Source organism: Ruthenibacterium intestinale (assembly GCF_040096265.1).
GTDB lineage: Bacteria > Bacillota > Clostridia > Oscillospirales > Ruminococcaceae > Ruthenibacterium > Ruthenibacterium komagatae.
Window position 1 is genome coordinate 73,213 of the sequence record NZ_JBBMFA010000084.1, and the last position, 13,477, is coordinate 86,689.

12 protein-coding genes are annotated in these 13,477 nt (G+C 56.2%); 9 read left to right on the forward strand and 3 right to left on the reverse strand.

Translation table 11 applies throughout. The features are described from left to right. Positions 1-42: 42 nt before the first annotated feature. A complete protein-coding gene (locus tag WMO24_RS07510) occupies positions 43-891 on the reverse strand; it encodes a DegV family protein (RefSeq protein WP_349215754.1) in 849 nt (282 codons plus the stop codon). Between the two features lie 27 nt (positions 892-918). Next, positions 919-1,365 carry a MarR family winged helix-turn-helix transcriptional regulator gene (locus WMO24_RS07515; protein WP_349215756.1) on the reverse strand — a complete coding sequence of 149 codons (447 nt, stop codon included), beginning with the start codon at positions 1,363-1,365 and terminating at the stop codon, positions 919-921. A 195-nt stretch (positions 1,366-1,560) separates the two neighbouring features. Here WMO24_RS07515 and WMO24_RS07520 point away from each other — a divergent pair, with 195 nt between their 5' ends. Beyond that, entirely contained in the window at positions 1,561-2,064 is a 504-nt protein-coding gene (locus WMO24_RS07520; RefSeq protein WP_349215757.1) for a DUF4352 domain-containing protein, read from the forward strand. A gap of 69 nt (positions 2,065-2,133) precedes the next feature. Here WMO24_RS07520 and WMO24_RS07525 read toward each other — a convergent pair whose 3' ends face one another. Next, on the reverse strand, positions 2,134-2,712 hold the full coding sequence (locus WMO24_RS07525) for a TetR/AcrR family transcriptional regulator (RefSeq protein ID WP_349215758.1): 579 nt from the start codon (positions 2,710-2,712) through the stop codon (positions 2,134-2,136). 205 nt (positions 2,713-2,917) lie between these two features. On the opposite strand from WMO24_RS07525, the gene WMO24_RS07530 reads away from it, so the two are divergent. From WMO24_RS07530 to prmC, 8 genes are all read left to right on the forward strand, one after another. Further along, positions 2,918-3,625, forward strand: coding sequence for an ABC transporter ATP-binding protein (locus WMO24_RS07530; RefSeq protein WP_349215759.1), 708 nt, complete (start codon positions 2,918-2,920; stop codon positions 3,623-3,625). Continuing rightward, complete coding sequence (locus WMO24_RS07535; protein ID WP_349215760.1) at positions 3,626-7,300, forward strand: FtsX-like permease family protein; 3,675 nt, start codon at positions 3,626-3,628, stop codon at positions 7,298-7,300. It begins immediately after the preceding gene. Between the two features lie 102 nt (positions 7,301-7,402). Continuing rightward, positions 7,403-8,167: a ZIP family metal transporter gene (locus WMO24_RS07540; protein ID WP_349215761.1), complete on the forward strand. Its 765-nt coding sequence runs from the start codon at positions 7,403-7,405 to the stop codon at positions 8,165-8,167. Positions 8,168-8,238: 71 nt separating this feature from the next. Then, the gene (locus tag WMO24_RS07545) at positions 8,239-9,513 is read left to right on the forward strand and encodes a hypothetical protein (RefSeq protein ID WP_349215762.1); all 1,275 of its coding nucleotides are present in this window, start codon (positions 8,239-8,241) and stop codon (positions 9,511-9,513) included. An 18-nt stretch (positions 9,514-9,531) separates the two neighbouring features. Continuing rightward, positions 9,532-10,230, forward strand: coding sequence for a response regulator transcription factor (locus tag WMO24_RS07550; RefSeq protein ID WP_349215763.1), 699 nt, complete (start codon positions 9,532-9,534; stop codon positions 10,228-10,230). A 31-nt stretch (positions 10,231-10,261) separates the two neighbouring features. Continuing rightward, complete coding sequence (locus tag WMO24_RS07555; protein ID WP_349215765.1) at positions 10,262-11,692, forward strand: sensor histidine kinase; 1,431 nt, start codon at positions 10,262-10,264, stop codon at positions 11,690-11,692. After that, entirely contained in the window at positions 11,689-12,630 is a 942-nt protein-coding gene (locus WMO24_RS07560) for a DUF1385 domain-containing protein (protein ID WP_407879394.1), read from the forward strand. Before WMO24_RS07555 ends, WMO24_RS07560 begins: the two co-directional genes overlap by 4 nt. Further along, a complete protein-coding gene (prmC, locus tag WMO24_RS07565; RefSeq protein ID WP_349215766.1) occupies positions 12,627-13,457 on the forward strand; it encodes a peptide chain release factor N(5)-glutamine methyltransferase in 831 nt (276 codons plus the stop codon). The genes WMO24_RS07560 and prmC overlap by 4 nt, the downstream gene beginning before the upstream one ends. Positions 13,458-13,477 lie beyond the last annotated feature (20 nt).

Here is a 13,477-nt window from a genome sequence, read left to right on the forward strand (position 1 = left end):
GTAAAAAAACGGGAGAGGCGAGAGCCTCTCCCGTTTTTTGATTTACTGTTCCGGATGAGCAAAAAACGCAATGCCGCAGGCGCCGGGACCGGCGTGGGTGCCGATGACCGGACCGATGGGGAACAGAAGCGGTTTCTGCAGATGCAGATTGTTGGTCACATAGCGCATAAAGGGCTCCACACCTTGCTTCTTTCCGGTGTAGCCCACGCAGACGGGCCACTCCTCGTCAATGCCGCCCACTTTGTCGATCTGCTTGAAGATGGCCACATAGGCGCCCGGCAGGCCGCGCGCTTTGTCCGCCATTCCCAGCTTTTCGTTCTGCAGACCGATGACGGGTTTGATGCCCAGCAAACCGCCGGCAATCGCAGCCGCGGTGGGCAAACGGCCGCCCTTATGAAGATATTTCAGTGTGTCCACCAGTGCAAAGAGGTGCAGGTTTTCCCGGGCCTGCTCCAGGTCCGCAACGATTTCCGGTGCGGTGAACCCCTGCTGGACTCGCTGAATGGCACGGCGCACAAGAAGCTGTTCCGCCAGGGTGGCCGTTTTGCTGTCCACGATGTAAATGCCGTCGTATTCGGCTTCGGCTTTGGCAATTTGCGCACTTTGCACCGTGCCGGACAAAAAGCCTGCCAGAAGGACACAGATCACCTCGTCGCCCGCTGCCTTGGCATCCTCAAATTCGTTCAGGAACAATTCCGGGCTGGGCTGGCTTGTGGTGGGAAGTTTGGGCGCTTGTTCCAGCATTTCAAAAAAGGCTTCGGGTGTCAGGTCAATGCCGTCACGGTAATGCTCGTCGCCGAAGTTCACCTGCAAGGGGACAACACGCAGCCCCAGGGCGGCGGCTTCACTTGCGGGAAAATCAGCAGTGGAATCAGTCAAAATGCGAATCATAAACAGCTTCTCCTTTCAGATCAGATGTCAGCGGCTGGACAGGAAATAGCTATGCAGAGTTTCCAGCGCCTGACAAAGGGTGTCCAATTGGTCGTTCGGCAGGGTGTTCGATACCTGTTCCACCATGCGCTGGTGAAACAATGCGTGCTGGCGCAGTACGGGATAGGCTTTTTCCGTCAGTGTGACAAAAACCCGCCGCCGGTCGGTCATGGCACGGGTGCGCGCCAGGTAGCCTTTCTGCTCCAGTGTTTTTACAGACACCGTTGCAGTACCCGCCGTCACGCCCAGGGAAGAGGCAATCACGGCCATGCCGGCGCCGTTTTCGCCTGCACAGGCGGCTACGGCCTCCAGTACGTGCAGTTCGGTGACAGACAGATTGGGACAATGCTTGCGAAGGCTGGCCTCTTCCAGACGGAGAATGTCGCCAAACACGTCTACCAAAAAACGGTTTAGCATTTCCTGCTGCGATGTCATGCTCTGCCTCCTTTTAGTTTGAATTTCAAACAATCGCATTATACGCGAAGAATTTCCAATTGTCAACGGGGAAATAGCTCAAAATTTGTATAATTTTGTAAGAATAATACTATTTGTTTATTATCTTGCGTTTTTCGAGTTTTTTTGATATGCTGATAGCAGCAAAGTAAAGCATTGCTGCAGGAGGAATGTAGTATGAAAAAAAGCTGGAAACTGTTTGCGGTCGTACTGGCATTGGTTTGTCTGAGCGCCTGCGTGGGAGTCAATCCTCTGGCGGAAAAGAAGCTGGATGGCGTGGTGGGGGAAACCCTGTCCAATATGTTTTTTGACTGGACGGTCAACAGCGCGGAGAGTGTCGGAGAATATGAAGGCTACACGGCGGCCGATGGGTATCAGCTGTTGGTGTGCAATGTGACCGTGGACAATACGTTTGGGGAAGCATTGCCGATGTATGATTCGGATTTTCAGGTGCAGTGGGGCGATGGAGAGGAAGATTTTGCCTGGTCCCTGGATGCCTACAGCGACAAAATGATGCCGCTGGAATGGGAGCTGGCAACGGATGAGAGTGCCACCTATGATTTGGTGTTTGAGGTGCCTGCGGATTTGAGTTCTTTCGCAATCGTCTATCTGGAGCAGTATACTGATGAAGACGGAAACAGCGGAGAAGGCGATCTTTTTACAGTTCAGTTCGAAGTTTAAATAAAAAAGCGGCGTCCGGATTCGGGACGCCGCTTTTTTATCTGACAAGGGATTTCCCTTTTCAGTGCGTCATTGCAGGGCGGTCAGGCCGCGGACGAGAATGCTCTCCATCATCCCGGCCATTTCCAACGGGGACAGGGGCATGTCGTTTTCCAGCCAGTACTGAAGCATTCCCATGCAGCCGGAAACAATGAAGGCAAACACATATTCTTTGTCTGCGTAGCCGGCGCGCTCGAACTGGGTGCTCCATTTGTTCATAATGCGCGCTTCGACGATTCCCTTGACCTTTTCCACAAAGGCCATGTCGCCGTTGTTGCACAAGAGCACTTTGCACATGTCCGCATTGTCTGCCAGAAACTCAAACAGGCGGCACATGGCAGAGCTGGGGGACTGCTGGCCCACGATCTCTTCCGGCACCAGCTTCCCAAGAACATTTTCAAAGTCGGTGAGCATTTCTTCTTCGATGCGCGACAGCAGATCGTACACATCCGTATAATGCAAATAGAACGTTCCCCGGTTGATGTCACAGGCTTCGCACAGCTGCGTCACCGTAATTTCCTGAATGCTTTTTTCATTCATCAGACGCACCAGCGCCTGGCGCAGAAGGCTGCGTGTTTTGCGCACACGACGGTCATTTTTTTGCGGCATGAAAGGTCGCCTCCCTGTACAAAAAAACTTCACAAACTCTTCACAGAGAAAATCGACAAAAGAGCATACTACTGTCTATTTTTCCACAAAAACCTTGTCTTTGACGATTGCTCCATTTCACTGATACCATTATAATAGAATTGCGGTTGATTAATCAACAGTACGTTTATTAATTAACGTACTGTTTTTTTAAGGAGAGAGAAATATGTCAGGCCATTTTGTGGAGTTTGATGGCGTTTGCAAGTATTACCAGATGGGCGAAACGCGGATCGCGGCGGCGGACCATATCAGTTTCACCATTGAGAAAGGGGAATTCTGCGTGATTTTGGGACCGTCCGGCGCAGGCAAAACGACGGTTCTGAACATGCTGGGCGGCATGGATACCTGCGACGAGGGCCGCATTTATCTGGACGGCCAGGAAATCAGCGCATACAGCAGCAAACAGCTGACCACCTACCGGCGGTACGACGTGGGATTTGTGTTCCAGTTTTACAACCTGGTGCAGAATCTGACGGCGCTGGAGAATGTGGAGCTGGCCAGCGAGATCTGCAAGGACCCGCTTCCCGCGGACGAAACACTGCGGCTGGTGGGCCTGGAACACCGCATGGACAACTTTCCGGCACAGCTTTCGGGCGGCGAGCAGCAGCGTGTTTCCATCGCAAGGGCACTGGCCAAAAACCCGAAAATTCTTTTGTGCGATGAACCCACCGGCGCGCTGGACTACAACACCGGCAAGCAGGTGCTGAAACTGCTTCAGGCCACTTGCCGCCAAATGGGCAGAACGGTGATCGTCATCACGCACAACTCGGCTCTGGCCGCCATGGCCGACCGGGTCATCCGGATCAAAAGCGGCATGGTGCAGTCCGTAGAGATGAACGCCGAGCCGATTCCCGTGGAAAGGATCGAGTGGTAAATGCGCAGAACATATCGCAAGGTCGTGCTGCGCACTGTGCGGCAGACCATGAGCCGGTTTCTGGCCATATTTGCTATTGTGGCGCTGGGCGTGGGTTTTTTGGCCGGTCTGTTGGCAACCACACCGGATATGCGCTATTCCGGCGACAAATATTTTGATGAGACGAAGCTGTTCGACATTCGCCTGATGAGTGATTTAGGCCTGTCGGATGACGATATTGAAACGCTTCGCAACACAGAAGGCGTGGAAGAGGTCATGGCGGCCTGGTCCACGGACGTGATGGTGGACACTCCGAACGGAGACAGTCTGGTCACACGGATCCACAGCCTTCCGCTGGATCAGCTGGATCAGCTGGATCAGGAAGAACCGGAAAATTACCTGAACCGGCTGGAGGTGGTGGAAGGCCGCCTGCCCGAAGCGGCAAACGAATGCGTGGTGGAGCAGGGAACGCTCACTTCTGAATCGGTTTCCGTAGGGTCGGTTCTGACGGTTTCGGCGGACAACGAAGATGTGGACGATACGCTGGCCCGCCGGGAATTTGAAGTGGTGGGCGTGGTGCGTTCCAGCTATTATTTCTCTCTGGAGCGGGAACCTGCCTCGGTGGGAAACGGAACGCTGTCGCTCATCATGTATGTGGGCAGTGAGAACTTTGTTCAGGATGCCTACTCAGTAGCGTATCTGACCGTGGAAGGTGCGGCTGAAAAAGATTCTCTGCTGGATGAATACGACGATGTGGTGGACGTGGTGGTGGACCGGCTGGAAGACATCAGCGGGGAACGCTGCCAGATCCGGTACGATGAGATTCACGGTGAGGCGCAGCAGGAACTGGATGACGCCTGGGCAGAATACGAAGAGAAAAAAGCGGATGCGGAACAGCAGCTGGCCGATGCACAGCAGGAGCTGGACGACGGGCGCGCAGAACTGGAAGACGGTGAAAAAGAACTGGCCGATGCCAAAAGCGAGCTTGAAAGCGGAGAGCAGGAACTGGCAGAAAACCAGGCAAATCTTCCGGGCACGCTGAGTGCGGCGCAGGCCAAGCTGGATCAGGCAAAGGCCAGCCTGGCGGACGCTGTCAGCCAGTATGAGGCCGGCGTGGCAGAGCTGGACGCCAAGGAACAGGAACTGGAAGACGGCAAGGTGCTTCTGGAAGAGAGCAAGGCCCAGCTTGCGGAGAAAGAAGAACAGCTGGAACAGGCCGAACAGATGCTGCCTTTGCTGGAAAAACAGAGCCAGATGCTGGAAAGTGCCGCGCAGGCTGCGGAACAAGCTGCGCAGGACGCGCATGACACCAGCCCCATTGAGGATTTGAAGACGGCTGAAAGCGATGCTTTGGCTGCCTACCAAGAGGCGCAGAACGTTCGCGCCGGACTGGAAGAGCAGCTGGCGGGCATGGACCCCAGCGACCCGGACTACAGCACGGTGCAGCAGCAGCTGGAGCAGGCGCAAAACGAAGAGTCTGAGAAAAAGTCCGCCTGGGAAACGGCTTCGCAGCAGCTGTCCGATGAGCAGGCGCGGCTGGACGGTTTGGACGAGGCTGCTGCCACAGCAAGAGCAAAAGCGGACAGCGCCCAAAAGCTGTATGAAGAGACGTCCGAAAAAGTAACCACGGGGCGTCCGCAGCTGGAGGCAGCCCGTGAACTGCTGGAGCAGGAAGAACAGAAGCTGACGGACGGTGAAGCGCAGCTGGAGGCAGGTAAGGCGCAGCTTGCGCAGGCGAAAGCCCAGATTGACAGCGCGCAGGCACAGATCGCGGCCGGCGAAGCTGATTTGCAGGCTGCTCCGGGTCTGGCCCAGAAGGAATTTGATGAGGCACGCCGGCAGCTGGATGAGGCCTGGGAAGAATATCGAACAGGGGTTGCCGAGCTGGAAGACGCCCGGCAGGAACTGGAAGAGGGTGAGGCCGAGTACGCGGAAAAGAAGCAGGATGCGGAAGAGGAACTGGCCGATGCCGAGCAGGAACTGAACGATGCCCAGGCGGAGATTGACGAAATCGAAATGCCGGAGTGGTATGTGCTCACGCGCAATGAAAACGTCAGCTTTGCTTCCTTTGAGTCCAACGTGCAGAAGGTGGACGCCATCGCCAAAGTGTTCCCGGTATTCTTCTTCCTGGTGGCCGCACTGGTGGCACTGACCACCATGACCCGTATGGTGGAGGAAGAGCGGCTGGAGATCGGCACGATGAAAGCCTTGGGATATACCAAGCGCGCCATCATGCTCAAATACGTTCTGTATGCGATGACCGCATCGATCGTGGGCTGCATTGTGGGCCTGACAGTGGGCTTCCGGCTGTTCCCCACGGTGATCTGGAACGCTTATTCCATGATGTATAACCTGCCGGATTTGTATTGTCAATTCAATGTGAAATACGCCGTCATCTCGTCTGTGGCAGCCATTGCCTGTACGCTGCTGGCCACGTTGAACGCCGGATGGGCCACCCTGAAGGAAACACCGGCACAGCTGATGCTGCCCAAGGCACCCAAAGCGGGAAAACGCATTCTTTTAGAGCGTGTGACCTTCGTGTGGAAACGAATGAAATTCACTTACAAAGTGACGGCGCGCAATCTGTTCCGCTACAAAAAGCGGTTTTTCATGACCGTGGTGGGCATTGCGGGTTGCACGGCTCTTCTGGTGACGGGCTTCGGCCTGCATGATTCCATCAGCGACATCGTCTATAAACAGTTCGGCGAGGTGTTCACCTACGATGTGTCCATTTCGCTGAAAAACGAAAGCTCGCTGAACGAAGCAGAGATGCAGGACATTCTAAACGATTCGGAACTGGTGGAAGATTACCTGCCCATTCATCAGGAGCAAAGCACCAATTCCATGGGTTCCGACAGCTTTACAACGTATCTGCTGGTGCCCCAGACCATGGAAGATTTGCCGAACTTTGTCGATCTGCACACCCGCAAGAGCGGTGAACCCGTGGATGTGCCTGCCGACGGCGAGGTGGTTATCACCGAGAAAATGTCTCAGCGGATGAACGTGGATGTGGGCGACACGGTGGAACTGGAAAACAGCGACGGACAAAAGGGCAGCTTTACCGTCAGCGGCGTAGTGGAAAACTACGTGGAGAACTACGTGTATATGACCGCCAACACCTATCGGGACGGCTTTGGCCAGGAACCGGAATTCAACACGGTTTATGCGCGTTCGGCCGATGCCAGCCAGGAAGGCCGGGACGCGCTGAGCGAGGCTCTTTTGAGCGTGGATGGTGTTTCTTCCGTCAGCTTCACCGAAGACTTGAAGGAGACGTTCTCCAATATGCTGGAAAAGATCGATACCATTGTAGTGGTACTGATCGTGTCGGCGGGCGTGCTTGCCTTTGTGGTTTTGTACAACCTGACCAACATCAACATTACGGAACGCGTTAAGGAGATCGCCACCATCAAGGTGCTGGGCTTCTACGACAAAGAGGTTTCGGCCTATGTTTACCGCGAGTCCATCGCGCTGAGCATCATCGGCACTCTGGTAGGGCTTGTGCTGGGCATTTTCCTGCACATGTTCGTCATCCGAACCGCTGAGGTGGACGCGGTCATGTTCGGCCGCACCATCAAGACCATGAGCTACGTTTACAGTGCGCTGCTGACCATGGTATTCAGCTGTTTGGTAAACCTGGTGATGCACCGCAAATTGCGGTCCATCAGCATGGTGGAAAGTATGAAAGCTCCCGAATAAGCATGGTTCGGCGCGCCGGACGGGTTGAAAGCCCGCCCGGCGCGCCCTTTTTCATAACCCGGCCGGACAGCGGCATATCTATTTTCCGAGGAGGGAATGGAAATGCTGTTTGCTTTGCTGATCAGCGGTCTGGCGGGCCTGTCCACAGGAATCGGCGGTCTGGCTGTTTTATTCTTTCGCCGTCCGGGCGAAAGAATGATGTCTTTTTCCATGGGGTTTGCCGCGGGTGTGATGATGACGGTCTCTCTGTCGGATATGCTGCCTCATACGGTGGAAACGTATTGTCAGACCATGCCGGTCACCACTGCGGCGCTGTGCTCGACCAGTCTGTGCCTGATGGGAATGGTGGCGGCGATGCTGCTGGAACGCTGCATTCCGTCGGAGAGTGAGATGGCAACCGGGAGGGACGGTGTGCCGGCCGGCGCTTTGCGCAGTGCCATGGTGACGACGGCGGCGATCGTTATGCACAATCTTCCGGAGGGCATTCTCACGCTGTTCACCAGTTATGCGGACCCTTCGCTGGGGCTCACATTGGCTGCGGCAGTTGCATTGCACAATATCCCGGAGGGATTTGCCATCTCGGTTCCCGTTTACTATGCAACCGGCAGCAGAGCGCGGGGCGTGTGGTATGCGCTGGCGTCCGGGCTGGCGGAACCGGCGGGGGCGGTGCTGGCCTTCTCCCTTCTGCGGGGCTTTTTGTCGCCCTTGTTTCTGAATGGTCTGATTGCACTGATCGCCGGTGTGATGCTGTACGTCTCCGTCAGCGAATTGATCCCGCAGGGGTTTTCCGCCTCGCGGCATGGCGGCGCGGCAGCCGGCCTGTGCGTGGGGATTTTGGTCATGAGCATTGGCATTCATCTTGTTTAAAAACACGGTGTGTGGTATACTAATTGTAATTATTTTTTCATAATTCCATACTCAGAAAAGGAGGGGCCGCGATGGCTGTTTGGAAGCGGCTGGCCGCTCTGGTGTCGGCAATGGCGCTTCTGACCGGGTGTGGGGGCTTCCCGCCCGGAGACGACGTGGAAGAAATGCTGCGCGCGCCTCAGGCCACGCAGCAGCAAAGCGCCGTACAGAAGGCGCTCACCGCCACCATGGGCGACACCCTTCAGCTGAAATATCCCCGCGGCGGCGACGAAATGGCGCCTCTGCTTTTGGATGATTTCGATGGCGACGGTGAAACCGAGGCACTGGTGTTTTATACGCTGAAAAATAAAAGCCAGAATGTGGATTTTGCCCTGCTGGAACAGCAGGATGGCGAGTGGGTGGTCACCCAGCAGGTCAGCGGCCTGTCCAGTGAAGTGGCAAGCGTGGAGCGTGTCTCTTTTTTGGAAACAGGCGTGCAGTTCGCAGTGGGATATGCCAACTCCAACCTGGCGGACAAGTACCTGGCTGTTTACTCCTACGACGGCCAGACGGTAAGCACCATGTATACCCAGGCGTATGACTCTTATGTCATTGCGGATTTTACAGGCAGCGGTGTTCCGGAACTGGTTTTGGTCCCCACTGTGGCCGAATCCGGAGCTCTGGGAGTTCAACTGATTGGCGTCAGCAGCGGCCAGCTGGAAACATGGCATACGGCGCAGATGGACGAGCGGTTCACCGCCTGCACCGGGCTGATGCTTTCCATTTACGGAAAAGTGCGCGGCCTGGTGGTGGATGGAACGTTTTCTTCCGGTGCACATGCCAGCCAGGTCTGGCGTGTGATGGGCAAGGGGCTGGTGGAATGCGCCAGCGATACAACCGATGATATACCGCGCCAGTCCGTTCGGTATATGGCGTCTTTGAACTCGACGGACCTGGGCAACAACGGCTTGGTTCTGGTGCCGCAGGTGCTGGGCAGCGCTGCCACGGAACAGCTGGTCAGTCAGCTGTATTACGTGCAGTGGAACAACTATCTGGCCATGGAGCCGGCGCTTCAGTATGGCGTTTACGATTCAGAATACAGCTATTTTGTGCGCCTGCCGGACACCTGGAAAGATACGGTGGATGTTTCCATCAGCAATGCCACGGATGATGCGTGGAACGTGATCAGCAAAGAGACGCAGCAGCTGCTGGTGAGCGTGCGGGTGGTGGAGAGTCCCAGCGCTCTGACCGATGCCTATGTCCAGGGGGCGCGGGTCGGTGATCAGTACGTGATGCTTTATTTCGGCGATGATTGTTCTGCGCAGGACGCCCGCACGATTCAGCGGGGCGTGTGTGTGATTGAATGAAGAGGAAGGCGAAACGGTATGAGAAAAATACTGGTAGTGGAAGACGAAGAAGCAATCCGCGAGGTCGTCGGCCTGAATCTGCGGATGGCGGGATATGAGGTGTACGAAGCGGCCAGCGCGGAAGAAGCGCTGACGGTGTTCAAGGAGTGCAAACCCTTTGATGTGGCGGTGCTGGACATTATGCTGCCGGGCATGAACGGTTTTTCTCTGTGCGAAAACATTCGCCGGGATTCCGCCACGGTGGGAATCATCATGCTCAGTGCAAAAAGCCAGGAAACCGATAAGATCCGCGGCCTTTCCATCGGCGCGGACGATTATATGACAAAGCCTTTCAGCATCAGCGAGTTTTTGGCCCGAGTGGACGCTCTGGTGCGCCGGGTGACGCACAACGCGCCTGAAGAGCAGGCCGAAGACGACGGCCGCATGGTATCCGGCGTATTCGTACTGGACCAGAAAAGCCGTGTTTTGTACAAGAACGGGCAGCCCATTGATTTGACACAGGTGGAATTTCAAATCATGGAATTGTTCTTCGCCAATCCTGGTGTGGCGCTGGTCCGGGAGAAAATCCTGGAAGGCGTGTGGGGCGAAAATTATTTTGGCGATGTGAAGATCGTGGACGTGAACATCCGGCGTTTGCGCATGAAAATCGAGGACGAGCCGTCGGCTCCCAAGCACATCATGACGGTGTGGGGGTACGGTTACCGCTGGAACAGCTGAAGCAAAGAACAAAGAAGGAGGCAGCCCGGAGTTGAACAGCATCACAAAGCGCTGGGTGCGCGGCAGCCTTCTCATCACCATTGTGGTACTTTTGATGGCAGAGGCTGTGTTTCTCTATTTTTCCATCTCCAATTATTACGAAGGCGCGCGCCGCGCGCTTTCTTCGCGCAGCAGCACAATTTTAACGCAGCTGTCCGCTTCGGGCAGCCAGACGGGCGAAAGCCGCGAAAATGTGCTTCGCCGCATGGTGGAGCAGTTCTCCGAAAAAGATAAATTTGAACTGATGCTGGTGGACAACAGCGGCCGCGTTGCCGTTTCCACCACAGGCTTTTCCAGGGAAACGGTTGCAGGCAACGATCTGGTGAAAGCGCTGTCCAGTGAAGACGGCACGGGGTATTCGGTTTATCAAAGCGAAATGGGCGAAAAAGTGATGGCCATGACAGCTTTGCTGCCGTACCCGTCCGGAGATCTGCTGGCGATCCGGCTGGTCACCAGTCTGGCGCTGGTGGACCGCAGCATTGAAACAATGGTGGTGATCAGTCTGGCACTGGTCACGGCCATCATTCTGTTCAGTGTGTGGTCCGGCATGTTCTTCATTCGAAGCATCGTGCGTCCGCTGAATGAAATCGAGGCCACTGCTGCAAAAATTGCTTTGGGCGATCTGTCCATTCGCCTGGAGCAGAAATCCGACGACGAAATCGGCAAATTGTCCGCGGCCATCAACCATATGGCAGGTGAGCTGGACAAGACCGAGCGCATGAAAAACGATTTCATTTCTTCGGTCTCGCATGAACTTCGCACGCCGCTGACGTCCATCAAAGGATGGGTGGAGACCATTGCCGCGGTGGAGGATCCCAAAGATCCGGTTTACAAGCGCGGTGTGCAGGTCATCGCGGAGGAGACAGACCGGCTGTACGCCATGGTGGAAGAGCTGCTGGACTTTTCCCGTATGCAGAACGGCCTGACGTTGAAGCCGCAGCTGCTGGATCTGGCGGCGGAACTCACCGATGCGGCCATCATGGTGGAGCGGCGGGTCGAGCTGGAAGGGTTGCGCCTTGTCTGGGAAGAACCGGCCCAGCCGGTGCCGGTATCAGGTGACCCGGCGCGGCTTCGCCAGGTGTTCGTCAACGTATTGGACAATGCCATCAAGTATTCTCCCAAGGGCGGTGTCATCACCATCGAACTGCTGACCGACGCCAGCAACGCCTATGTGAGCATCACGGACCGGGGCCCGGGTATCTCGCCGGAAGATCTGGAAAATGTGCGCATCAAGTTTTACAAGGGCAAGGGGGCTGTGCGCGGTTCCGGCATCGGTCTGGCAGTGGTGGATGAGATCATGCAGGCCCATGGCGGCGCGCTGGACATTCAAAGCGAAGTGGGCCACGGCACGACCGTAACACTTCGCCTGCCAATCTATCACAGGGAAAAAGAAACAGAGGAAGGGAAAGGAACTTCAATTTGAAACAACAAACACCCAAAGAAAAATTTAAAACCAGTGTGGGCGGTCAGGCGCTCATTGAGGGGGTCATGATGCGCGGCCCGAAAAAAATGGCCATGGCAGTGCGTCAGCCCGACGGAGAAATGTACATCGAAACCAAAGAACTTACGACCCATTCGTGGCAGAAATGGCCACTGGTGCGCGGCGTGTGTTCGTTTGTAGACAGTCTGGTCACCGGCTATCACTGCCTGATGAAGAGCGCGGAAGTCTCCATGGGGGAAGAGGCCTTTGAGCAGGAAGAGAGCAAGTTTGACAAATGGATCAACGATACATTCGGCGAGAAGGCGGGCAATTTTGTAATGGCGCTGGCCGCAGTGGCCGGCGGTGCACTGGCGCTGGTGCTGTTTCTGGTCATTCCCACGGCGATGACCGGCTTGCTGGGACGTTTCGTGGAGCTGGGGCTCTGGCGCGCGCTCATTGAAGGCGTTCTGAAAATCGTTATGCTGGTGGGCTACATGGCGCTGGTCAGCCGCATGAAGGACATCCAGCGTATGTTCGCCTATCACGGGGCGGAACACAAAACCATTGCCTGTTATGAAGCCGGGCTGGAGCTGACGGTGGAAAACGTGCGTCCGTGCTCCCGGTTCCATCCGCGCTGCGGCACCAGCTTTTTGCTGATCGTGGTTTTGCTGAGCATTCTGGTGGGTGCGCTGATCACCAGTACCAATACGCTGCTGCGCATTGTATTGAAGCTGCTTTTGCTGCCGGTGGTCATGGGCGTAGGTTATGAGATCATCAAGTTCTGCGGCCGGCACGACAATGCACTTACCCGTGCGGTGAGTGCGCCGGGTTTGTGGCTGCAGCACATCACCACCAACGAGCCGGACGACAGCATGATCGAGTGTGCCATTGCGGCAGTTCTGCCGGTTTTGCCGGAAGACCCGGACGAGGGCAAGTGGTGACCGCACGCGAGGCCTGGCGCGCCGCGGCGCAGCGTATGCGGGCAGCGGGCGTGGAGGACGCTGATTTTGACGCGGTTCAGCTGGTGCGTTTTGTCACCGGTTTTGACGGGCGAAGCGAGGCGGAAGTGACGTCGGAACAGCTGACGGCGCTGGAGAAGCTGGTTGACCGCCGCTGTGCCAGAGAGCCGCTTCAGTATCTGTTGGGTGAATGGGATTTTCTGGATCTGACATTGACGGTAGGCCCGGGCGTATTGATCCCGCGGGCGGATACAGAACTGGTGGCACAGCAGGCCATGGAAGCGGCCGGTGCGTTTGAAGCGCCCCGCGTGGCCGATTTGTGCAGCGGCAGCGGCGCCATTGCGCTGGGCGTGGCGCGTCATGTGCCGGGGGCGCAGGTCACGGCGGTGGAACTCTCGCCGCAGGCACTGGCCTACCTTCAGGAGAACAATCGGCGCTGCGGCTCTCCTTTGGCGGTGGTTCAGGCTGACGTGTTCTGCTGGCAGGAAGCCGTGCGGGACGAAAGTTTTGACGTGATCGTGTCCAACCCGCCCTACATTACCGCTTCGGAGATGGAAACGCTCGCCCCGGAACTTGATTTTGAGCCGCGCATGGCTCTGGAAGCACCGGAAAACGGCCTGGCCTTTTACCGGCACATTGCACCGGCCTATTTTTCAAAGCTTTCTCCCGGCGGAGAACTTGTGTTCGAAATTGGATGGCGGCAGGGGCAGGCGGTGGCCGAAATCTGCCGGCAGGCAGGCTATGCGAACGTGAAACTGGTGCAGGATCTGGAGGGACGGGACCGCTGCGTGCGTGCCCGGCGCCCCTGAAAAATTGCATTTTTCGGCGG